This window comes from Streptomyces sp. NPDC102283, from assembly GCF_044766265.1.
Lineage (GTDB): Bacteria > Actinomycetota > Actinomycetes > Streptomycetales > Streptomycetaceae > Streptomyces.
Genome location: NZ_JBIWLQ010000011.1, coordinates 73443 through 96231, shown reverse-complemented (window position 1 = coordinate 96231; position 22789 = coordinate 73443). Strand labels below are relative to the sequence as shown.

Annotated in this window: 17 protein-coding genes and 1 pseudogene; 7 read left to right on the top strand and 11 right to left on the bottom strand. The window is 72.5% G+C overall.

Annotated elements, in window-relative coordinates:
- The first annotated feature begins 101 nt into the window (after positions 1 to 101).
- The 3 genes from ACIRJT_RS22345 to ACIRJT_RS22335 all read left to right on the top strand — a co-directional run bounded on the left by ACIRJT_RS22345 (position 102) and on the right by ACIRJT_RS22335 (position 4806).
- On the top strand, positions 102 to 905 hold the full coding sequence (locus ACIRJT_RS22345) for an MBL fold metallo-hydrolase (protein ID WP_403911680.1): 804 nt from the start codon (positions 102 to 104) through the stop codon (positions 903 to 905).
- 34 nt (positions 906 to 939) lie between these two features.
- Positions 940 to 1758 (top strand): DUF3097 domain-containing protein, encoded by an 819-nt coding sequence (locus ACIRJT_RS22340; RefSeq protein ID WP_403911678.1) that lies wholly within the window; start codon positions 940 to 942, stop codon positions 1756 to 1758.
- 171 nt (positions 1759 to 1929) lie between these two features.
- Entirely contained in the window at positions 1930 to 4806 is a 2877-nt protein-coding gene (locus ACIRJT_RS22335; protein ID WP_403911676.1) for an ABC transporter substrate-binding protein, read from the top strand.
- Positions 4807 to 4821: 15 nt separating this feature from the next.
- Here ACIRJT_RS22335 and hemW read toward each other — a convergent pair whose 3' ends face one another.
- From hemW to ACIRJT_RS22320, 3 genes are all read right to left on the bottom strand, one after another.
- A complete protein-coding gene (gene hemW, locus ACIRJT_RS22330) occupies positions 4822 to 6063 on the bottom strand; it encodes a radical SAM family heme chaperone HemW (RefSeq protein ID WP_403911674.1) in 1242 nt (413 codons plus the stop codon).
- 55 nt (positions 6064 to 6118) lie between these two features.
- Positions 6119 to 8092, bottom strand: coding sequence for a SpoIIE family protein phosphatase (locus ACIRJT_RS22325; protein WP_403911672.1), 1974 nt, complete (start codon positions 8090 to 8092; stop codon positions 6119 to 6121).
- A gap of 177 nt (positions 8093 to 8269) precedes the next feature.
- Positions 8270 to 8770, bottom strand: coding sequence for a DedA family protein (locus tag ACIRJT_RS22320; protein ID WP_403911670.1), 501 nt, complete (start codon positions 8768 to 8770; stop codon positions 8270 to 8272).
- A 336-nt stretch (positions 8771 to 9106) separates the two neighbouring features.
- Here ACIRJT_RS22320 and ACIRJT_RS22315 point away from each other — a divergent pair, with 336 nt between their 5' ends.
- Positions 9107 to 10303 carry an MFS transporter gene (locus ACIRJT_RS22315; RefSeq protein ID WP_403911669.1) on the top strand — a complete coding sequence of 399 codons (1197 nt, stop codon included), beginning with the start codon at positions 9107 to 9109 and terminating at the stop codon, positions 10301 to 10303.
- 198 nt (positions 10304 to 10501) lie between these two features.
- On the opposite strand, the gene ACIRJT_RS22310 is transcribed toward ACIRJT_RS22315, so the two are convergent.
- Together ACIRJT_RS22310 and lepA are read right to left on the bottom strand one after the other, a co-directional pair.
- Entirely contained in the window at positions 10502 to 12391 is a 1890-nt protein-coding gene (locus tag ACIRJT_RS22310) for an AMP-dependent synthetase/ligase (RefSeq protein WP_403911667.1), read from the bottom strand.
- 273 nt (positions 12392 to 12664) lie between these two features.
- Positions 12665 to 14539, bottom strand: a complete 1875-nt coding sequence (gene lepA / locus ACIRJT_RS22305; protein ID WP_403911665.1) for a translation elongation factor 4 — start codon at positions 14537 to 14539, stop codon at positions 12665 to 12667.
- Positions 14540 to 14754: 215 nt separating this feature from the next.
- Between lepA and rpsT the strand changes: the two genes are divergently transcribed.
- Entirely contained in the window at positions 14755 to 15021 is a 267-nt protein-coding gene (rpsT, locus tag ACIRJT_RS22300; protein ID WP_018961227.1) for a 30S ribosomal protein S20, read from the top strand.
- A gap of 285 nt (positions 15022 to 15306) precedes the next feature.
- Here the strand turns inward: rpsT and holA are convergent, their stop codons facing one another.
- Positions 15307 to 16293: a DNA polymerase III subunit delta gene (holA, locus tag ACIRJT_RS22295; protein WP_403911663.1), complete on the bottom strand. Its 987-nt coding sequence runs from the start codon at positions 16291 to 16293 to the stop codon at positions 15307 to 15309.
- A gap of 118 nt (positions 16294 to 16411) precedes the next feature.
- Between holA and ACIRJT_RS22290 the strand changes: the two genes are divergently transcribed.
- On the top strand, positions 16412 to 16657 hold the full coding sequence (locus ACIRJT_RS22290; RefSeq protein WP_403911661.1) for a hypothetical protein: 246 nt from the start codon (positions 16412 to 16414) through the stop codon (positions 16655 to 16657).
- A gap of 64 nt (positions 16658 to 16721) precedes the next feature.
- On the opposite strand, the gene ACIRJT_RS22285 is transcribed toward ACIRJT_RS22290, so the two are convergent.
- Both ACIRJT_RS22285 and ACIRJT_RS22280 read right to left on the bottom strand, forming a co-directional pair.
- Positions 16722 to 17603: a YceI family protein gene (locus ACIRJT_RS22285; RefSeq protein WP_403911659.1), complete on the bottom strand. Its 882-nt coding sequence runs from the start codon at positions 17601 to 17603 to the stop codon at positions 16722 to 16724.
- A gap of 243 nt (positions 17604 to 17846) precedes the next feature.
- Positions 17847 to 18560: pseudogene (locus ACIRJT_RS22280) on the bottom strand (arylamine N-acetyltransferase); the annotation flags it as partial.
- Positions 18561 to 18731: 171 nt separating this feature from the next.
- Here ACIRJT_RS22280 and ACIRJT_RS22275 point away from each other — a divergent pair.
- Positions 18732 to 19190, top strand: a complete 459-nt coding sequence (locus tag ACIRJT_RS22275; protein ID WP_403911657.1) for a pyridoxamine 5'-phosphate oxidase family protein — start codon at positions 18732 to 18734, stop codon at positions 19188 to 19190.
- Between the two features lie 11 nt (positions 19191 to 19201).
- On the opposite strand, the gene ACIRJT_RS22270 is transcribed toward ACIRJT_RS22275, so the two are convergent.
- From ACIRJT_RS22270 to ACIRJT_RS22260, 3 genes are all read right to left on the bottom strand, one after another.
- Positions 19202 to 21655 (bottom strand): ComEC/Rec2 family competence protein, encoded by a 2454-nt coding sequence (locus ACIRJT_RS22270; RefSeq protein ID WP_403911655.1) that lies wholly within the window; start codon positions 21653 to 21655, stop codon positions 19202 to 19204.
- A complete protein-coding gene (locus ACIRJT_RS22265; RefSeq protein ID WP_403911654.1) occupies positions 21652 to 22398 on the bottom strand; it encodes a helix-hairpin-helix domain-containing protein in 747 nt (248 codons plus the stop codon). Before ACIRJT_RS22265 ends, ACIRJT_RS22270 begins: the two co-directional genes overlap by 4 nt.
- Positions 22399 to 22607: 209 nt before the next feature.
- Complete coding sequence (locus tag ACIRJT_RS22260; RefSeq protein WP_403911652.1) at positions 22608 to 22748, bottom strand: hypothetical protein; 141 nt, start codon at positions 22746 to 22748, stop codon at positions 22608 to 22610.
- Between the last annotated feature and the right edge of the window lie 41 nt (positions 22749 to 22789).

Here is a 22789-nt window from a genome sequence, read left to right as displayed (position 1 = left end):
AATCCCCGCAGTCAGTGTACGGGGGTGAGGTGGGGCGGGGGCAAGGGCGGCCGGCCACGCCTCCACGAGACCGCGCAGGTCGTTGCCGATAGCGTCGTGGTATGGACGTCGCTTGGGAAGACTTCGGCTGGGAGCGGTTGGGCAACGGTATCGGCAGGCGGCGCCTCCCGGGCTGGGACGCCACCGCCGCGCTGGTCGCCGGGGAGGACGGCGCGTTGCTGTACGACACCGGCTCCACGCTGCGCGAGGGCGTCGAGCTGCGACGGCAGGCCGAGGCGCTGCTCGGGCGGAGGGTGACGCATATCGCACTGAGCCATCCGCACTTCGACCATGTGCTGGGCACCGCCGCGTTCGCCGGGGCCCAGGTGTACGGGGCCGTCGGCGTCGTGGCCCTGCTGCGCGGCGGGGCGGAGAGCCTGTGCGCGTCGGCGGTGCGCCACGGGGTGCCGGAGGGCGAGGCGGCCCGGTCGGCGGACACGCTGGTGGTCCCGCACCACGAGGTGTGCGGCGACTGGACGCTCGACCTGGGCGGCGGCCGTCAGGTGCTGCTGGCGAACGTGGGCCCCGGGCACAGCGGCCATGACCTCGCGGCGCTGGTGCCGGGCACGGAGGGCGAGCCTCCGGTGGTGTTCTGCGGCGACCTGGTCGAGGAGTCGGGCGAGCCGCAGGCGGGCCGGGACGCGATCACCTCGCGCTGGCCGGCCGCGCTGGAGAGGCTGCTGGCGCTGGGCGGCGAGAGCGCTCGTTACGTACCGGGGCACGGCGCGGTGGTGGACGCGGCGTTCGTCCGGGCGCAGCGGGCGTCGCTGGCGGAGCGCTTCGCGGTGGACCTCGACGCGGCACCCGGCGCGGTACGCGACGGGGGGCCCGACGTGGCCCTCGACGCTGGACTCGACGTGGGATGAGCCCTGACGCCGGTACGGCGAATATCGTCGTGCCATGCGCAGCTACCAGCCGGACCTGACCCCGCCGTGGAAGAGGTCCGCCCCCGTGCCCGAGGTGCCCGCCGAGCCCGATCTGGTCGTGGAGGAGGTCTCCTCCGGCTTCTGCGGGGCGGTGATCCGCTGCGAGAAGACGGCCCAGGGGCCGACGGTGACCCTGGAGGACCGCTTCGGCAAGCACCGGGTGTTCCCGATGGAGCCGCGCGGCTTCCTGCTGGAGGGCAAGGTCGTCACGCTGGTGCGCCCGGGCCCCGGCGGCCCGGTGCGTCCCACCCGTACGGCCTCCGGTTCGGTGGCGGTGCCCGGGGCGCGGGCCAGGGTGGCGCGGGCCGGGCGGATCTATGTGGAGGGCCGGCACGACGCGGAGCTGGTGGAGCGGGTGTGGGGCGACGACCTGCGTATCGAGGGCGTGGTCGTGGAGTACCTGGAGGGCGTGGACGACCTTCCGGCGATCGTCGGCGAGTTCGCGCCGGGGCCCGACGCCCGGCTGGGGGTGCTGGTGGACCATCTGGTGCCCGGCTCCAAGGAGTCCCGGATCGCCGAGCGGGTGACCGGCGCGCATGTGCTGGTGGTGGGTCACCCGTACATCGACGTGTGGGAGGCGGTGAAGCCGTCCTCGGTGGGGATCGACGCCTGGCCGGTGGTGCCGAGGGGGCAGGACTGGAAGACGGGCGTGTGCCGCGCGCTGGGGTGGCCGGAGAACACGGGGGCGGCCTGGCAGCACATCCTGTCCAAGGTCCGCAGCTACAAGGACCTCGAACCCCAACTGCTGGGCAGAGTAGAGGAATTGATCGACTTCGTCACCCTTCCGGACTGATGTCCGGGGCCTGACTCCGGTCTGGTACCGGCCTGTTGCGGGACTGTCGAAGAGGATCTCGTACCGATCCCTATGAATGCCTGCGCCCCACACGCACCATCGGATAGTGAAGGGGAAGAACGAGCAGGCGGTTCACGAGCCGAACGGCTCACGGGGGAAGGACTGGGTCCGATGGCACGCGAGGTCTGGCGGGACAGTGCGGACAACGAGGCGGCCTCGGCCGTCTTCCACCTGATACAGCAACTGATCGACCGTTACCGGGTCAACCGGCCGGTGATGCCGCTCGTGGTGGTCCAGGCGGCGGACGCCGGGGCCGGGCCGGAGATCGACGCGCGGGTGGAGCAGCTCGTGCATCAGGTGCACCGGGCCAACGAGTTGCGCCGGGTGCCGGTACGGCTGCTGGACGGCGAGGGGGCGACACCGTACGAGGCGGCGCTCGACATGGTGCGCACGCTCTCCGAGAAGCCGTGGGAGACCCGCGAGAACACCCAGTACAAGACCTTCGCCTTCCCCCGCTCCCGGCTGCTCGGGGCGATCGAGCAGGCCACCGCGACGGTGGTCGAGCAGTCCGACGGGAACACCTCCGAGGTGCGCGAGGAAGGGATTCTGGAGCAGCTGAGCAGGCTGCGCTGGCGGTCCGGCCGGCCGCGCGGGGGCACCCGGTGGACCTCGCTGCGGCAGTCGGTGCGGCCCGAGACGTTCGTCGGCGCGCTCTTCATCGCCCTGCTCAGCGTGTTGCTCGGGGAGATCGACTGGCTGCTGACGGCCCTGGTGGCGGCGGTCGCGCTGATCGGGCTCGCCGTGGTGGGGCTGGCGAGCCGGGCCGCGCCGCCGCTGCTGTGGCTGCGCCGGGCCAGCCGGTGGTTCGCCACCACCTCGTCCCTGGCCGCGTCCAGCACCGGCTATCCGTCGGACGGCTGGTCGTGGCTGTCGCCGAGCGGTTCGTGGCGGGTGATCCGGGCGCGGGCGGCGGCGGTCGCGGAGCGGGTGGCGGACGCGGGGGCGGGAGACGAGCACGCGCGCCAGTTCCATCTGGAACTGCGGGTGCAGGCGCTGCTGGAGGACCTGCGGCACAACTACCGCCCGCACTCCCTGGACTGGCGGCGCAGCAAGCGCACGGTCCCGCCGGTGGTGTTCCTGCCCCGGGCCACGCAGGACAACGGCGGCATCCTGCTGATCAACGCGATCAACAGCGTACGGTCGCGGCGCAGCGAGGTGGATCCGCTGCTGCTGCTCGCCTCGCTCCAGGCCCCCGAGATCATGCGGCACACCCCGCCGCTGCCCCCGGAGCGGCCGGGTCCCGGTGCGGCGACCGGTTCCTCCGGGGCGCGGGCCCGCTACGAGCGCTGGGTCGACGATCTGAGTCTGGGCCAGTCGCCGGTGGCGGCGGCGACCCTGGCGTGGGTTCTCCTGCTGCCGCTGTCCACCGAGAAGCTGACCCACGAGCACGCGCACGCGCAGCTCGTCACCCACCGGGTGCGGCGGACCTGGGCGTGGTGGGTGATGTCGCGGGCGAGCATCGCCGTGCTCGTCGTGGGCAGTCTGCTGGGGGCGTTCCTGTGGGCCGGGCACTGGCGCGACACGTACTGCCACGGGCCGCTGACCGACCGCAACACGGACGCGATCTGGGACGGCGAGGGGGACGACCGGGAGTGCGTGGGGGTGGCGACCGCCCCCGAGGTGCGCTTCGCGCGGGGCAACGACCTGGATCTGGCCGGGGCCGGGGAGGGCATCACCTTCGAGCGGATCGAGCAGGCGATCCGGAACGAGAACGACGACATCGAGCCGGGCGACACGTACGTGACGGTCGTGTACGCGGGTCCGCTCACCGCCACGGGCAAAGACCCGGAGGCGACCCGCAAGGGCCTGGAGGAGCTGACCGGCGTCTATCTCCAGCAGCGGGAGCTGAACAAGACCGTGCGCCGGTCGGTGAAGCTGCGGGTGCTGACCGCGAACGGCGGCGAGGACATGCTGCGGCAGCTCACCGCCGTGCGGAAGATCGTCGAGGTGGCCCGGCGGGATCCGACGGTGGTCGGAGTGGTCGGCCTCGGCCGCAACACCCAGGAGAGCGAGAAGGCGGTGAAGCTGCTGCGCGAGGCCGGGCTGCCGGTGGTGAACACGACGAACTCCAGCAGCGACCTGCCCCGGGAGTTCCCCAACTACTTCGGCCTCGCGGCGACGGACGAGGAGCAGACGCATGTGCTGGGGCTGGTCGCCCGGCAGATCGCGAAGCGCCTCGACAACCCGCACGCGATCGTGCTGTCGCGCGAGGATGTCAACGGGGATCTGGACCGGTACACCGCCGAGCAGCGGGACGCGGGCCGGAAGATGCTGGCGGACGCGGGCTTCGAGCCGGGCAAGGACGTGACGTACGACCTGGCGGGCGCGGCGAGCCTGAACGCTCCGCTGACGACCATCTGCCAGGCCGAGCGGGTACCGGACGCGCTGTATTTCGCCGGGCGGGTCGAGGACGTACCGACGCTGATGGGGGGTCTGTCGGTGACCACCGGGTGCTCGGACCGTCAGATGACGGTGTTCACCGGGGACGACCTGACGAAGGGGACGTTCGACGACAGCACGTCGATCGCGGCCAATGTCACGCTCTACCACAGCTCGCTCGCCCCGCTGGACCGGGGAACGAACCTCGGCTTCTACGCGGACGCGTACCGCACCCTGCGGGCGCTGCACCCCGAGGGGGAGGTCACCGCGCTGGCGTCGGGGCGGGCCGCGTACGAGGACGGCCTGTTCGCCAGCGGGCAGACCGTCATCGCCTACAGCGCGACGGCCGCCCTGTACGACGCGGCGGCACGCGGCGACAAGCGCCGGAGCGCGGCGGAGACCTGGGCGACGCTGCACACGGTGGACCTCAACAACATGCCGACGGGGACGATCTCGTTCAGCCGGACGAGGTCCTCGGTCTCCGACAACGTGCACGGCCTCAACATCGTCAAGGTGGTCCGTCCCAAACCGGAGGCCGATCGGACCGTGGTCTGCGGCAAGCCCGCCGGGGTCGCGCGACCCCTGACAGCGAAGGACTGCAAGCCGTGAGGCCCCCTGTCCGGGTCAGTCGACCAGGTCGCGGACGACGGCGTCGGCCAGGAGCCGCCCGCGCAGGGTGAGGACCGCGCGGCCCTTCCCGTACGGCTCCGGGTCCAGCAGCCCGTCGGTCAGGGCGCGGCGGGAGGCGGCGAGGCCCTCGGGCTTCAGGAGGGAGAGCGGGCAGCCCTCGCGCAGCCGCAGCTCCAGCAGGATGCGCTCGACCCGGCGGTCCTCCTGGCCGAGGATCTCGCGGCCCGCGCCGGGTGAACGGCCCTCGGAGAGCGCCTGGGCGTACGCGCCGGGGTGCTTCACGTTCCACCAGCGGACCCCGCCGACGTGGCTGTGGGCGCCGGGGCCCGCACCCCACCAGTCGGCGCCGCGCCAGTACAGCTCGTTGTGCAGGCAGCGGCCCGCCTCGGTGGTGGCCCAGTTGGAGACCTCGTACCAGTCGAAGCCGGCGGCGGCGAACGCCTCGTCCGCGATGAGGTAGCGGTCGGCGTGCGCGTCGTCGTCGGTCATCGGGATCTCGCCGCGCCGGATGCGGCGGGCGAGCTGGGTGCCCTCCTCGACGATCAGGGCGTACGCGGAGACGTGGTCGGGGCCCGCGCCGATCGCGGCGTCCAGGGTGGCCCGCCAGTCGTCGTCGGACTCGCCGGGGGTGCCGTAGATCAGGTCGAGGTTGACGTGGTCGAAGCCCGCCGCACGGGCCTCGGCGACACAGGCCTCGGGACGGCCGGGGGTGTGCGTGCGGTCCAGGATCTTCAGGACGTGCTGGCGGGCGCTCTGCATGCCGAAGGAGACCCGGTTGAAACCGCCCTCGCGGAGCGCGGCGAGGTAGGCCGGGTCGACGGACTCCGGATTGGCCTCGGTGGTGATCTCCGCGTCGTCCGCGAGCCCGAACTCCTCCCTGATCGCCGCCAGCATGCGCACCAGGTCGGCGGCGGGCAGCAGGGTGGGCGTGCCGCCCCCGACGAAGACCGTGCGCACGGGGCGGGGGTCGTCGCCGAGGACCTTGCGGGCCTGGCGGACCTCCTCGATCAGATGGGCGGCGTAGTTGTCGCGGGAGGCCAGCGCCCCGCCGGAGCCGCGCAGCTCGGTGGCGGTGTAGGTGTTGAAGTCGCAGTAGCCGCAGCGGGTGGCGCAGTAGGGGACGTGCAGGTAGAAGCCGAGCGGGCGGTCGGCTGCGCCTTCCAGGGCGTGGCGGGGCAGCGCCCCGTCGTCGGGCACGGGCTCACCATCGGGCAGTACGGAAGGCATACCGACCATTGTCGCTCGCCGCGGGAGCTTCCCGGACCGGGTGGCTGCTCGCCCGCCGGGCCGTTCAGTCCGCGTGCAGCACCAGCAGGGCCACATCGTCGTCGGGGGGCTGCTCGGCGAACTCGTGGACGGCCCGCCGGATGTGCTCGGCCGTCGCCTCGGCGGGCAGCCCGGCGCACCCGGCCAGCACCCGGGCCAGCCCGTCCCCGTCGTCGAACATCAGCGGGCCCGACCGGCGCTCGGTCACCCCGTCCGTGACGCAGAGCAGCGTGTCACCGGGCGCGAGGTCGAAGACCTGGCTCTCGTACGCCACATCCTCGACGACCCCGAGCAGCACCTGGGGCTCGGCGGCCGGGCGTACGGAGCCGTCGGGGCGCAGCAGCAGCGGCAGCGGGTGCCCGGCGCTGGCCACCGTGCAGCGGACCCCGCCGTCGGGGAGCGGCACGACCTCCCCGTACAGCAGGGAGAGGAACCGCGACTGGGTGCCGTCGTGGAGCTGCTGGCCCCCGGCGGCGGCGACCATGAGGGCGGCGGCCTCGGCGGCCTCCATGGCGTCGTCGAGGAGCAGCCGGTTCAGCCGGTCCAGGACCTCCCCGACGCCGAAGCCCTCGCGGGAGAGCAGCCGCAGCCAGGGGCGGGCGAGGCCGGTGACGACGGCGGCCTCGGGGCCGCTGCCCTGGACGTCGCCGAGAACGAAGCACCAGCGGTCGCCGGGGCACGGGAAGATGTCGTAGAAGTCACCGCCGACCACCCCGTCGTCGCTGGGTTCGTAGACGAGGGCGCTGGTGACACCGGGAATCTCGGCGACCTTGCTGGGGAGCAGGCCGCGCTGGAGGATCCGGCTGATGGTGGCCTGCCGGGTGTAGGCGCGGGCGGCGCCGACGGCGAGGCCGAGGCGGCGGACGAAGTCCTCGATGAGCGACGCGACGGCCTCCGGCACCTGGGCGACGCCCTCGCGGCCGACGAGGACGGTGCCGAGCGCCCGGCCGCCCGCGGTGATGCGGAAGGCGAGCGCGGCCCCGTCCCGGCCGCCGGGGTGCGGAGGCGGCGCGGGGGTGTCCGCCCGGTCCTTCTCGGCGAGGTGGGCGGGCCAGGGCACGGGGACGGGGACAGGCCCGGAGCCGATGCCTGCCGGGAGGCGGAGGGGCTCCCGCTCCAGGACGGCGCGCAGGGGCTCGGTGCCGGTCTCGTCGCTGTGCCAGACCCGGGCGAGCCGGGGTTCGGCGGCCGGTCCCCCGCCCTCGGCCTCCAGCCAGATCGCGCACCAGTCGGCCAGCCGGGGCACCAGGAGCTGGCCCGCTATGGCGGCCACCAGGTCCTCGTCGAGCTGCCCGGCGAGCAGGTCGGAGGCCTCGGCGAGGAAGGCCGGGGCGCCCCGGCTGTCCCAGACCGCGTCGTCGCGCTCGGCGCGCCTGGCCGCGGGGGCGAGGATCTCGGCCGCGCGCAGGCCGCGTCTGAGGGCCTCCCCGTCGGGCGGGGCGGGCGGGGCGCTCCAGTCGTCGACGGGGAGGCGGGCCCAGACGGTCTTGAGGCCGGTGCGGTAGGTGATGCCCCAGGAGTCGGCGAGGGTGGCGACGAGCTGGAGGCCCCGGCCGTACTCGGCGGGGTCGGGCAGCTCCCCCGGACGCGTCCCGGCCGGTCCGGGGCCCGCGCCGGGCTCGTCGCCGCTCACCGGGCGGGCCGGGTGGTGGTCGGTGACCTCCAGGACGAGGGCGGCGGACGGCTCGTCGCCGCCCTCCTCCTCCAGCCTGAGGACCAGGTCGACGGTGGTCCCGGCGTGCACCACGGCGTTGGTGACCAGCTCGTTGGTGACGGTCACGGCGTCGTCGGCCAGCCGGTCGCTGAAGCCCACGGCCGCGGGCACCCCGATCCCGGTCCACTCGGCGAGCGCGGCGCGCACGAACCGGCGGGCGGCGGACGGGGCGAGCGGGATGCCGGGCAGGCTGGTGCGGCTGGCCGGGCGCGGGCCGTGCGCGTGCCCGGCACGGATGGTGCCGGGACGCTGCACGAGGTCCCGCTGCAAGGGAATGGGCGCCACGGTGCGGCTCCTACGGTCCGACGACACCGACAGAGTGACAGACCGGCCGCATCCATAAGCACCGAGTTACCGAAGTGGGCAGAAAATCGAGCAGATTCGAACGCAACGCTTCGGAAAACGGGCCATCGCAAGGGCCAGAGCCGGATCGAAGGTGGGGAAGACCTCCGCCGGCCGGATTCACGACGCGTCGGCAGCGGTGTCGCCGGAGGACGGAGCCGCCTTTCCTCCGCGGTGAACCTTTCTTCTGCGGTGAACCACCACCCCGCACACCGCCAGCAGGAGCACCGCCACGGCGGACACCCCGAAGACCGTCCGCTCGGCGAAGAGCCTGCCCAGGACCTCCAGCACGCCGAGCCCCGCGGTCGCGTAGATCAGCGCCCAGGCCGCTCCGCCCACGAACAGCGCGGGCAGGTAGCGCGACAACGGCATGCGCATGCTGCCCGCGAGGAAGTTGACGGCGGTCTGGAAGCCGATCGTCAGGAAGGAGACGGCCACCACCGGCGCGCCCCACCGCTGGATGGCGCGCTCGGCGCGCCGGAACTTGGCCGAAGAGGCCGCCCCCGCGAACCTGCCGCGCCGGACACCGGCTCCCGCGAGCCACCCGACGGCGAACGTCCCTCCGGCGCGGAGCAGGACGATGACGTACAGGGTCCCGGCCGCGAGCGCGATCCCATCCACAGTGCCCCACCTCGCGCGCAGGCCCGAAACCCGCGTTCTCCGTCATCCTCGTGAGCGGTCCCGCCCGCCGGGCGCACGACGCGCGCGCGTCCGGTCGCCGCCTCTCACCTGCGCCCTGCGCGTCCGTCCGGTCCGCCGGGTCTTCACCCGCGGCGCGCGCCGGAACCCGGGCCCGGACGCCCCGGCCCCCGCCAAGGAAGGCCAGCCTAACCGAATGCTCACCCGGCGGACGCGGGGCGGTGGTCGTCGGCCGCCGGACGGAATACTTACCACTCGGTCGGAATTTACCGCCAGCGGGAGTGTACGTTCGTACGCTCGGGGGTTAGGGTCCTCCGCATGACCGTCGACACCGAGGCACAGCCTCTCCGCGCCGGGCGGAACGCGCGGACCGCCGTAGCCGTTCTGTTCTTCACCAACGGGGCCCTGTTCGCCAACCTGCTGCCGAGGTATCCGCAGATCAAGGAGGATCTGGCGATCAGCAACGGCGCCTACGGACTGGCGGTCGCCGCGTTCCCGGCGGGCGCCATCGCGGCCGGACTCGCGGCTGGGGTGCTCATCCGCCGCGTCGGCTCGGCGCAGGTCGCGGTCGTCGGCACCCTGCTGACGGCGATGGGGCTCCTGGCCGCCGGCCTCGCCCCGTCGGCTGTGCTGTTCGCGGGCGCGTTGTTCCTGGCCGGAGCCATGGACGCGCTGACGGATGTCGCGCAGAACGCGCACGGTCTACGGGTGCAGCGGCTCTACGGCCGCTCCATCCTGAACTCGTTCCACGCGATCTGGTCCATCGGCGCCGTCACCGGAGGGCTGATGGCCGCCGGAGCGATGTCGCTGGGCCTGTCGCTCGGCGTCCACCTCACGATCTCGGCGATCGTCCTCGTTCTCGCCGCCGCGACCGCGTGGCGCTTCTGCCTGCCCGGCCCGGACAACGAACCGGAGGAGGCCGGCCCGGAACGGCGGAGCACCGAGGGAGCGGTCGGCGCCTCGCGCGTCGGATACGTGCTGGCGGCGCTCGTCCTGATCGCCACGGCCGGCACGCTCGTCGAGGACGCGGGAAACTCCTGGGCCGCCCTCTACCTGACGGACTCCCTGCACACCTCCGCGGCGCTCGCCGCCTGGGGCTTCATCGCCCTGGTGGGCGCCCAGTTCATCGGGCGCATCATCGGGGACCGCCTCTTCGACCGCTTCGGTCAGCGTGCCGTGGCCAGGACCGGCGGCCTGATCACCGCGGCCGGTATGGGACTCGCCCTGGCTGTGCCGACGCTGCCCGGAACCATCCTGGGTTTCGCCCTGGCCGGATTCGGGGTGGCGACGCTGGTGCCCGCGGCGATGCACGAAGCCGACACCCTGCCCGGCCTCAAGCCCGGATCGGGCCTGACGATCGTCTCCTGGCTCATGCGCCTGGGTTTCCTGCTGTCGCCGCCGGTCGTCGGATACGTCGCCGACGCGACCAGCCTGCGCACCGGCTTGCTGGTGATCCCCTGCGCCGGTCTGCTGGTGGTGGTCCTCGCCAGGGTCCTGCGAGGCCGATCCGACTGAGGTCGGCGCGACCGCACTCGACCACATTCACAGCGGTGGTCGGGTGCGGTCGCGCCGGTCGTTCGCAGCGGCCGGGCCGGCCGGCGGGAACGGGGCGGCCGGACACCTGGGTGTCCGGCCGCCCCGTCGGCGCCCGTCCGGGGCCGAGCCCCCGGCCGACCGCCGTGAGCGGCCCGCGCCTCGCGACGGCCGCGTGGCTCAGGCCTCGCGCGAGCCCGCGTACATCTCGTCGATGAGCCCGCGGTACTCCCGCTCGACGACCGGCCGCTTCAGCTTGAGGCTGGGGGTCAGCTCGCCGTGCTCGACGTCCAGGTCACGCGGCAGGAGCCGGAACTTCTTGATGGTCTGCCAGCGCTGGAGGCCCTCGTTGAGGCGCTTGACGTACCCGTCGATCAGCTCGACGGTCCGCGGGGCGGCGACGACCTCCGCGTACGACTTGCCCTCCATGCCGTTCTCGGCGGCCCAGCCGAGGAGGGTGGGGCCGTCGAGCGCGATGAGCGCGGTGCAGAAGTTACGGTCCGCGCCGTGCACCAGGATGTTGGAGACGAACGGGCAGACCGCCTTGAACTGGCCCTCGACCTCCGCCGGGGCGACGTACTTCCCGCCGGACGTCTTGATCAGGTCCTTCTTGCGGTCGGTGATGCGCAGGTATCCGTCGGCCGACAGCTCACCGATGTCCCCGGTGTGGATCCAGCCGTCCGACTCCAGGACCTCCTCGGTCTTGTCGGGCAGCTTGTGGTAGCCCTCCATGACGCCGGGGCCGCGCAGCAGGATCTCGCCGTCGTCGGCGATGCGCACCTCGGTGCCGGGGAGCGGCTTGCCGACGGTGCCGGTGCGGTAGGCCTCGCCCGGGTTGACGAAGGAGGCGGCGCTGGTCTCGGTGAGACCGTAGCCCTCCAGGATGTGGACGCCGGCGCCCGCGAAGAAGTAGCCGATGTCCGGGGCGAGGGCGGCGGAGCCGGAGACGCAGGCACGCAGCCGGCCGCCGAAGGCCTCACGGATCTTGGAGAAGACGAGGGCGTCGGCGACCTTGTGCTTGGCGCCGAGCGCGAAGGGGACGGACGCCTTGCCGGTGCGGCGGAAGTTGTCCTGGGAGACCTTGGCGTACTCGCGGGCGACTCCGGCGGCCCACTGGAAGATCTTGTACTTGGCGCCGCCGCCCGCGCGGGCCTTGGAGGCGACCCCGTTGTAGACCTTCTCGAAGATCCGGGGCACTGCGGCCATGTAGGTCGGCTGGACGACCGGCAGGTTCTCGATGATCTTGTCGATGCGGCCGTCGACGGCGGTGACGTGGCCGACCTCGATCTGCCCGGAGGTGAGGACCTTGCCGAAGACGTGGGCGAGCGGCAGCCAGAGGTACTGCACGTCGTCGGCGTTGATCAGCCCGGTCGCGACGGTGGCCTTGGCCATGTACGACCAGTTGTCGTGCGGCAGCCGTACGCCCTTGGGGCGGCCGGTGGTGCCCGAGGTGTAGATGAGGGTGGCGAGCTGGTCGGCGGTGATCGCGGCGACCCGCTCGGTGACCGCGTCCGGGGTCTTGGCGAGGAGCTCGGCGCCCTGGGCCTCCAACTCGGCGAGGGTGATGAGCCAGCCCTCGGGGTCGTCGTCGGCGGGCTCGACACCGGCCGGGTCGATGACCACGACATGGGCGAGGTCCGGCAGGCCGGCGCGGGTCTCCCGGGCCTTGGCCAGCTGCTCGGCGTTCTCCGCGATGAGGATCCGGCTCTCGGAGTCGGCCAGGATGAAGGCGGACTCCTCGGCGTTCGTGGAGGGGTAGATCGTGGTGGTCGCGGCGCCCGCGCACATCACCCCGAGGTCGAGGAGAATCCATTCCACCCGGGTGGCCGAGCAGAGCGCGACCCTCTCCTCGGGCCGCACGCCGAGCGCGATCAGCCCGGCGGCGATCGCGTAGACCCGCTCCGAGGCCTGGCCCCAGCTCAGCGACTTCCAGTCGTCGGGACCCGCGCCCGAGGCCGACGGCACCGGATAGCGGTACGCCTCCCCGTCCGGGGTCGCCGCCACGCGGTCGATGAAGAGGGCCGCCACGGAGGGCGGCCGGTTATCGATCAAGGTCTGTGTGTCGCTCACGACGTCCTCCGGGCCTGCGGCATTGCTACGACCGGCTTCTTTGATACGGCGACTGGCTGCTGTGGTCCTACTGCCTACCGCCTACTGCTCCCGTGCTGCTGCGCACCCTGCTTGTCCGGGCTTGTTTAACTGACCAGTAACCATCGAGTCGTGATCAGAGTAGAGCGCCCGTGTCCGCCACGTAAGAGGCAACGGACCGCGGCTTTCATAACGAAAGGGCCCCCACGCCGGTACTGCCGCGTGGGGGCCCCTGAAGAGCGGATGGAGAGCGGACTACTTCTTGCCCTTGCTCTCACCCGCGGACTCGTCGGTCGACAGGACGGAGATGAAGGCGTCCTGCGGAACCTCCACGTTGCCGACCATCTTCATCCGCTTCTTGCCCTCCTTCTGCTTCTCCAGCAGCTTCCGCTTACGGGAGATGTCACCGCCGTAGCACTTGGCGAGGACGTCCTTGCGGATGGCGCGGACGGTCTCACGGGCGATGACCCGGGCGCCGATGGCCGCCTGGATCGGCACCTCGAAGTTCTGCCGGGGGATGAGCTTCTGCAGCTTGGCGACGAGCCGTACGCCGTACGCGTACGCCTTGTCCTTGTGGGTGACCGCCGAGAACGCGTCCACCTTGTCGCCGTGCAGCAGGATGTCGACCTTGACGAGCTGGGCCGACTGCTCGCCGGTGGGCTCGTAGTCGAGGGAGGCGTAACCCCGTGTCTTGGACTTCAGCTGGTCGAAGAAGTCGAAGACGATCTCCGCGAGCGGCAGGGTGTAGCGGATCTCGACCCGGTCCTCGGAGAGGTAGTCCATGCCGAGGAGGGTGCCGCGCCGGTTCTGGCACAGCTCCATGATCGCGCCGATGAACTCGCTCGGGGCCAGCACCGTGGCGCGGACGACCGGCTCGTGCACCTTGTCGATCTTGCCCTCGGGGAACTCGCTCGGGTTGGTGACGACGTGCTCGGTGCCGTCCTCCATCTCGACGCGGTAGACCACGTTGGGGGCGGTGGCGATCAGGTCGAGGCCGAACTCGCGCTCCAGCCGCTCACGGACCACGTCCAGGTGGAGCAGGCCGAGGAAGCCGACGCGGAAGCCGAAGCCGAGCGCGGCGGAGGTCTCCGGCTCGTAGACCAGGGCGGCGTCGTTGAGCTGGAGCTTGTCCAGCGCCTCGCGCAGGTCCGGGTAGTCCGAGCCGTCCAGCGGATACAGCCCGGAGAACACCATCGGCTTGGGCTCCTTGTAGCCGCCCAGCGCCTCGGTCGCCCCGTTGTGCAGCGAGGTGATGGTGTCACCCACCTTGGACTGCCGCACGTCCTTCACGCCGGTGATGATGTAGCCGACCTCGCCCACGCCGATGCCGTCGGCCGGGGTCATCTCCGGGGACGACACCCCGATCTCCAGCAGCTCGTGGGTGGCCCCGGTCGACATCATCCGGATGCGCTCGCGCTTGTTGAGCTGGCCGTCGATGACACGGACGTAGGTGACGACACCGCGGTACGCGTCGTAGACCGAGTCGAAGATCATCGCGCGGGCGGCGGCGTCCGCGACGCCGACCGGGGCCGGCACGTCCCGCACGACCCGGTCGAGCAGCGCGTCCACGCCGACGCCGGTCTTGGCGGAGACCTTGAGCACGTCCTCGGGCTGGCAGCCGATGAGGTTGGCCAGCTCCTCGGAGAACTTCTCCGGCTGCGCGGCCGGAAGGTCGATCTTGTTGAGCACCGGGACGATGGTGAGGTCGTTCTCCATCGCGAGATAGAGGTTGGCCAGCGTCTGGGCCTCGATCCCCTGCGCGGCGTCGACCAGCAGGACCGTGCCCTCGCAGGCCGCGAGCGAACGGGAGACCTCGTAGGTGAAGTCCACGTGGCCCGGGGTGTCGATCATGTTGAGGATGTGGGTGGTGCCCGTGTCCTCACCCGTGTTGGGGGCCCAGGGCAGCCGGACCGCCTGGGACTTGATGGTGATGCCGCGCTCGCGCTCGATGTCCATCCGGTCGAGGTACTGAGCACGCATCTGCCGCTGGTCGACCACTCCGGTCAGCTGAAGCATCCGGTCGGCGAGGGTCGACTTGCCGTGGTCGATGTGCGCGATGATGCAGAAATTGCGGATCAGCGCCGGGTCGGTACGGCTCGGCTCGGGCACGTTGGAAGGAGTCGCGGGCACGCAGGGTCCTGATTCTTGAGACGCCGAACGCCGTGTCTCGGGTCGATGTCGGGTCGGTCGGATCGATACGTAGGCTCCATCGTCCCACGCCTGCGGGGCAGCGACCGGTTTGGGCCGGTCGGAGGGTGACTGCTACCGTGGACAGCTGTGCCTCGTGGCTCTCATGAGCGGCGGGGCTCACCTAGAAGATCCAACGAACCTGAAAAGGCTCTTTCGTGGCGAACATCAAGTCCCAGATCAAGCGGAACAAGACCAACGAGAAGGCGCGCCTGCGCAACAAGGCCGTCAAGTCGTCGCTCAAGACCGCGATCCGCAAGGCCCGCGAGGCCGCCGTTGCCGGTGACGTCGAGAAGGCCACCACGGCCGTCCGCGACGCTTCCCGTCAGCTCGACAAGGCTGTCTCGAAGGGTGTCATCCACAAGAACGCCGCCGCCAACAAGAAGTCGGCGCTGGCGTCCAAGGTTGCCGCCCTGCAGGCCTGAGCTTCTTCCCGAAGCTCACTGATGTGACCGCCGGAACGGACCAGACGGGCCCTCTCTCCCGCCCCTGACCGGCACCCCGCGCCGCACACCGAACCTGCGTTCGCCACGCGGGTGCGGCGCACCCAGAGTGTGACCCGGAAGCCCCGGCCCCGATCTCCCCAGATCGAGGACCGGGGCTTCCGCGCGTGAGGAGCACACCCACCCAGCCCGTCCGGCGCTCGAGGACGGACCGGGGCTCACAAGACCCCGCACGCCCCGGCGAACCGCCCACCCGCCCCGAGAGGCCTACCGCCCCGCCCTCGCGGCCCGGGCGACGACGACGACGGCCTTCTCCAGGGCGTACTCGGGATCGTCCCCTCCGCCCTTCACCCCCGCGTCCGCCGCCGCCACCGCCCGCAGGGCCACCGCGACCCCGTCCGGCGTCCACCCGCGCATCTGCTGCCGCACCCGGTCGATCTTCCACGGCGGCATACCCAGCTCCCGGGCCAGATCGGCCGGCCGGCCGCCCCGGGCCGAGGACAGCTTCCCGATCGCCCGCACACCCTGCGCCAGCGCACTGGTGATCAGGACGGGCGGGACCCCGGTCGACAGCGACCACCGCAGCGCCTCCAGCGCCTCCGCAGCGCGCCCCTCGACCGCCCGGTCGGCGACGGTGAACGACGAGGCTTCCGCCCGCCCGGTGTAATAGCGCCCGACGACCGCCTCGTCGATCGTGCCCTCGACGTCCGCGATCAGCTGGGACACCGCACTCGCCAGCTCCCGCAGATCGCTGCCGATGGAGTCGACCAGCGCCTGGCAGGCCTCCGGCGTCGCGGCCCGCCCGTGCGTCCGGAACTCCGACCGTACGAAGGAGAGCCGCTCGGCGGGCTTGGTGGTCTTCGGGCAGGCGACCTCCCGTGCCCCGGCCTTGCGCGCCGCGTCCAGCAGCCCCTTGCCCTTGGCGCCGCCCGCGTGCAGCAGGACGAGGGTGATCTCCTCGACCGGCGCGCCGAGATACCGCTTGACGTCCTTGATCGTGTCGGCCGAGAGGTCCTGCGCGTTGCGCACGATCACGACCTTGCGCTCGGCGAAGAGCGAGGGACTGGTGAGCTCGGCGAGCGTGCCGGGCTGCAACTGGTCGGACGCCAGATCGCGTACGTCCGTGTCGGCGTCGGCAGCACGGGCGGCCGCCACCACCTGCTGCACCGCACGGTCCAGGAGGAGGTCCTCCTGGCCCACGGCGAGGGTGAGGGGTGCGAGCGGATCGTCGGTGGAATTCTTCCTGGTGGCCATCGCGATCCAGCATCCCACGCCCCACTGACAGCCCGGACGGCCCGGACGGCCTCGACGGGCCCGACGTCCGGGCGGCCCTGGGCACGAAGCACGGACGCCCGTACCGGAGAATGACCGGGTGAGCGATGTGAGACATGTACTGGTGCTGCCCGACCGCGACGCCGCGGAGGAGGTGGCCGAGGAGCTGGCGGACCGCTTCGGGGTCGCCGAGGAGCCTCAGCTCGTACGGGACGCGCTGGCCGGCGAGGACGACGCCGAGGACGCTCAGTGGCTGGTGGTCGTGGAGGATACGGCCGGGCGCCTGGACCCGGTCGCGCTCGACGCGTTCGCGGAGGAGTACGAAGGCTGGCTGGAGAAGCCGTGACGCCGGCCGGCTCGGCCTTGGGAACGAACCGTGCCGGCTCGGCCTCGGGCACGAACCGGGCGGCTCAGCCCTTGGGAACGATCTGGATGTCCAGGTCGATGACGATGCTCGGCCCCACCACGGCGATCCCGCGCGCCACCATGGTCTGCCAGGTGAGGGTGAAGTCCTCGCGGTGCAGTTCGGTGGTGGCCCGGCAGGCGGCGCGCGTCTCGCCCTCCAGGCCGTTGCCGATACCGAGGTACTGGGTGTCCAGCGTCACCGTACGGCTGACGCCGTGCAGGGTCAGCGCACCGGTGACACCCCAGCGGCTGCCGCCCCGGTGGACGAAGCGCTCGCTGTAGAACTCCAACGTCGGATAGCGGCCGACGTCGAGGAAGTCACCGGAGCGCAGGTGATCGTCGCGCATCTGCACATTGGTGTCGATCGAGGCGGCGTCGATGATCACGTGCATGGCGGAGTCCTCCATGCGATCGGCGATCCGGACCGCCCCGGCGAAGTTGTTGAACCTGCCGTGGATGCGCGCCAGCCCGATGTGCCGGGCGGTGAAGCCGATCTGCGAATGGTTCGGCTCGACGTCCCAGTCGCCGGGGTCGGGCAGCTGCGGAGGCTGCGCCACCTGGAGGGTCACATCGCCCAGGGTGGCGTGCGCCCCCTCGGCCACCGTCACCGCCCCGTGGAACGGGGTGAAGCCCTCGGCCGTGACCGCCAGCCGGTAGTCGCCCGCCGGGACCGTGGCGAGAACACTGCCGAAGGGGTCCGTCTCGCCGCCTGTCACCTTGCGGCCGACGCTGTCGGTCACGACGTACTCGGCCTGCCGTACCGGTTCGTTGACCGGATCCAGCACCCGGCAGTTCAGCACGCCCGCGGTACGGGGCACCTGGAATCCGGCGAGGGCCCCACCACGCCCACCCGCCTGGCCTCTGTTTCCCAGCCAACGGCCGAACATCTCTACGTACCCCCAGGGGCGCTTCGTGGTTCGGGCCCCTGACAGGTGGACGTCTTCGTCGGATCAGCGGCCCGCCGACGAGCATGCATTCGATCACTAATGTGGCGTTCGAGGCAAACGGAGAAACTTGGAAGGGGTTGTACTGAGCCACCACAAGGTGTAATGGGGCGTGCGCATGTGTGGCGAGCCGCGCCGATCGGTGACGGGCTGTACGCACGTGTTACCGGAGGTCCGAATCTCTGGTTCCGCCTCTTGCGGAACCCGGGAGAGCCGCACCCCGAAGCGGTCCCGGTAGGCGGCGAGCACCTCCTCGTCCGTGGCCAGTTCCGTACGGTGCTGATCCCCGCCGACCGTGGTGACCAGGGTCCGTCCGCTCAACGTCACCCGCCCGGTCTCCGTGTACCGGGAGCACACCAGCGACCGGGTGAAGTGCGAGTCGGGCGAGGTGCGGTGATACCAGGCCCCGCCCCGGAACTCCGGCAGCGTCCGCGGCCTCAGGTCGAGCCGGAACTGCCGTGACCCTCCGCGCAGCAGATCCAGGTCCCCCTGCGGCGCCGGGCGGAGCCGGAACACGCCCCGGGGGTCCTCCTGATCCGCCCGGCCGTCGAGCGCCAGCGGCCACAGCGCGTTGTCGCCGAACCCGACGTCCGCCAGCCAGGGCCCCGTGCCGTCCTCGGTCTCCACCCGCAGCGCCAGGTGGTCGTACGGAATGCCCAGACGGCCGCCGTCGCCGAAGACCCGGGCCTGGAGCAGGGTCACACGGAAGGCGAGGGCGCGCAGCAACGCCCCGAACGCACCGTTCAGTTCGTGGCAGAAGCCGCCGCGACCGCCGGCCACCTTGGCCATGAGCGCCCGTTCCTCCAGCACGATGTCCTCGCCCAGATGGACCGAGAGGTTCTCGAACGGAACGGCGAGCAGATGCCGGTGCCGCAGGTCACGCAGCGCTTCGACGGCCATCGGCCCAGTCCGCTCCCGCTCCCGCCCCGCGGACCACCGGTCCCACGGCGGGTCCCACGGCGGGTCCCACGGCGGGGTCCCACGGCGGGGTCCCACGGCGGGTCCTAGGACTACTGGCCGAGGCCCCTTGCCCGAGGCGTGGCACGGTGATCGCGGTCTAGCGTGGCGGCCATGAGCGAGCCCGATCCCGCACGCAGCCGGGAGCAGCGCAAGCAGGACACCCTGGACCGTCTGCGAGAGGACGACGACGCGTGGGTGGCGACCGCCTCCCCGGACGGCGTTCCCACGCTGGTCCCGCTGTCGTTCCTCTGGGAGGACGACACCGGCACCCTGGTCATGGCCACCCGACGGACCAATCCCACCGCCGTCAACGTGACCCCCGGCGGCCCGATCCGCATCACCCTCGGCCACACGCGCGACGTGGTGCTGATCGAGGGCGGGGCGAGGATCCTGGAGGGAGCCGACCTTCCCACCCCGACGAGGGAGGCCTTCGCCGCGAAGCTGCGATGGGACCCGCGCATCCCCGTCTGGGTGTTTCTGCAGATCACCCCCCACACCGTGCGTGCCTGGCGCGAGGTGAACGAACTGGCCGACCGCGACCTGATGCTCGCCGGAACGTGGCTGGTCTGACCCGCGTGGTGTCATGACCGGCCCACCGCCCGCAGCTCCTTCCCGGTGCCCGTCACCGCGATCGGGCCGTCGGTGTCGGTGCGCAAAACCCGGGCCCCGGCCGCCCTGAGGGCGCCCACCGTGCGGGCCGAGGGGTGGCCGTACGGGTTGTCCGCGCCGCACGAGATGAGCGCCAGCCTCGGCCGTACGCTGCGGAGCAGCCCGGCGTCCTGGAAGGCCGAGCCGTGGTGGGCCACCTTGAGGACGTCCACCGGCCCCGACGCCTCCTGACCGCGCAGCAACTCCCGCTGGGCCAGGGGTTCGAGGTCGCCCAGGAGCAGCAGTGTCAGCCCGCCGGCCGCCCGTACGCGCAGGGTGACACTGGAGTCGTTCGGCTCCCGCGCCATCGCCCCCGCGCCCCCGGGCCCTTGGCGCGGCCAGAGGACACGCCAGTCGACCGGGCCCGCCCGGCGGTGCTCACCGGCCACGGCACGCATCGTCGGGACCCGCGCCGCAGCCGCTGTCCGCCGCACGAACGCGGCTTGCTCCGGCGGCTCTTCGAGGCTCGTCGTCTGGATCGCGCCCACCGCCCTGCCCCGGAGCACGCCCGGCAGCCCGCGCACATGGTCGGCGTGGAAGTGGGTGAGGACCACGAGCGGGACGCGGGTCACCGCGAGGTCGCGCAGGCACCGGTCGACCGCACCGGGGTCGGGTCCGGCGTCGACGACCACGCCCGTGCCCTCCCCCGCCATGAGCACCATCGCATCGCCCTGCCCCACGTCGCAGAGCGCGAACGCCCAGTCGGGCGGCGGCCATCCGGTCATGATCCGGGTCAGCGGAACCGGTCTCAGCACCGCAAGCACGAGAAGCAGCCCGGCGGCCGCGCAGATCCAGGGGCGGCGCGCCAGCCTCGGCGCCAGGAGCACGGCCAGCACCGTGAGGCCGGCGAGCAGCGCCGCTCCGGACCACCCTCCGGGCCACTGGGCCTCCGCCCCGGGAAGGCCCGCCCCCGTGCGGGCTACCGTGGCGATCCACCCGACCGGCCAACTCGCGATCGTGGCCAGCAGCTCGGCCACCGGCGGGGCGACGGGGGCGACGGCGAGGGCCGCGAACCCGAGCACCGTCGCCGGCGCCACCGCGAACTCCGCCAGCAGATTGCACGGGACCGCCACCAGGCTGACCCGCGAGGCCAGGACGACCACCACGGGCGCGCACACCGCCTGCGCGGCCGCCGCTGCGGCCAGAACCTCGGCGAATCTGCCCGGCACGCGACGCGCCCGCAGGGCGACGCTCCACCGTGGCGCGAGGGTCAGCAGCGCGCCGGTGGCCAGCACCGACAGCAGGAAACCGTAGCTCCGGGCGAGCCAGGGATCGTAGAGCACCAGGAGGACGACAGCCCCCGCCAGCGCGGGAATCAGGGATCTCCGGCGGCCCGTTCCGATCGCGAGGAGCGTGATGAGACCGCAGGCTGCCGCGCGGAGCACGCTCGGTTCCGGACGGCACACGACGATGAAGGCGAGCGTCAGCCCACCGCCGATCAACGCGGTGCCCCGCAGCGAAAGGCCCAACAGGGGTGCCAGTCCGCGTCGTTCCGCGCTCAACGCCGACCCCGGCGGCCCGACGAGGAGAAAGAGCAGAATCGATAGGTTTGCTCCGGACACGCTCAAAAGGTGTGTCAGATCAGTTGCCTTGAAGGCGTCGTGGAGTTCGGACGAGACCCTGGACGTGTCCCCGACCACCAACCCCGGTAACAGCGCACGCGCGTCCGCGTCCAGACCGTCCGTCGCCTCCCGCAACCCGGCGCGCAGTTCCCCGGCCGTGCGCTGGATCCACGTCGGAGGCCCGGTGATCCGGGGCGCTCCCCCGTCGTCCACCCGCAGGACCGCCGCCAGGCGTTCGCCCTCGTGTGCGGGGGGCGAGAGCCTGCCACCGAGCCGGAGCCGGGTGGACGGCAGCAGCTTCTGCCAGTCCGCCCGATGGCCACCCGGCGCGACCATGAGCAGCACCGGTGTCCTGACCCGGGTACTCGGGCCGTCCGGCGTCCGCACCTCCATGACCTCGGCGTCGATCAGGAGAAGGGCCGGGGCGCTGTGGTTGCCCCGGACCGCCGGGCGGGTCGTCCGGGGGTCCGAGGTCACCCGGACGTCGGCGTCGATGCGCGCGTACTCCGCTGCCAGCCCGGGGACGGGACCGCGCCGCACATCGGCCCCATGGAATCCGGCCACGGCCGCGCCCGCCGCCGCGCACAGCAGGACGGCTCCCCCGGCGGCGACGGCCCGGGACCGTCCGGCGGACCTCCCCTCCCGCGAGGTGCGCGAGGCCAACAGCAGCAGGACGACCGCCGGAAGAAGACAGGCGGCGGTCACGGCGGCCACCCACCGCCCCGGCAGCCCCAGCGTCGACGCCGCGGCCGCCCAGACCGCCAGGGCGGGCGGAACCAGCCGCAGATCCGCGGGCCCATCCGCTCGCGCCTCACGGCTGCTCATGGCCGTACGAGCGGCTGGAGTTCGGCGAAGCGGCGGTCGCCGATCCCGTTGACCTCCCGGAGTTCGTCGACGGACCGGAATCCGTTGTTCTCCGTGCGGTAGTCGATCATGTGTTGGGCCAGCACGGGCCCGACCCCGGGCAGCGTTTCGAGCTGCTCCGCGGTCGCCGTGTTCAGGCTCAGCGGTGCCGAGGGGCCGGGCCCGCCCGGCGCGCCGGCCTCGGCGGGCCCGCTACCGGCCACCGCCCCGGAGACCGGCGGGCCCGGCGGTGGACCCACGACGACCTGCTCACCGTCCATCAGGACCCGCGCCCGATTGAGCCCCGTCACATCCGTGCCGGCGCGCACACCGCCCGCCGCGTCGAGCGCGTCCGTCACCCGCGAGCCCGCCGGAAGCCGGCGGACCCCCGGCCGACGCACCTTCCCGCTCACATCGACGACGATCTGCCCGCTCCCGCCCGCGCCCGGCGGCTCCCCCGCGGCCGGACGGGAAGCCGGACCGGGGACGCCGGACCGTAACGGATCCGGTGGCAGCACGGGCGCTGCCGCTTCGTCCGCGACCGGTTCCGGCGCACGCACGGCCTGGGGGCGTACGGACCAGAAGTGAAACGCGGCGACACCCACGGCGGCGAGCAGCACCAGCCCGAGCACCATCGGCGTGCGCGGCGCCATCCCGCACCGGAGCCGCACCCACAGCGGCAGCCGCTCCCGGACGGCCGACACGAGACGGCGCACCTTAGGCATGCCACCGGGCTCCTCCCCCGCGGTATCGGACACCGGTACGGGCACAGGGACAGGTCGGGTCTCACGTACCGGGACCGGGACCGGTACAGGTTCAGGTTCGGTATCAGGTGCCGGTGCCTGTACAGGTGCCGGTGCCTGTACAGATGCGGCTGCCGACTCGTGTACCGGTGGGGGTGCGGCATCACTCCCCAGCCCGGAGGCGCCCGCCATCAGCGCATCCGCCCGGCGACGCGCGGCCGCCGCCGCAAGGACGGAACGCCCTCGCACGGCCCGCCGCCCACCGTGGCGGGCCCCGGCACGAGCGCCGGGGCCCGCTCCCGCCCGGCCGCCCGGGCGAGTGCCGGATCCATGCCGCACCCGTGCGGGCCTCCGACCGGACAACAGGTCGGGC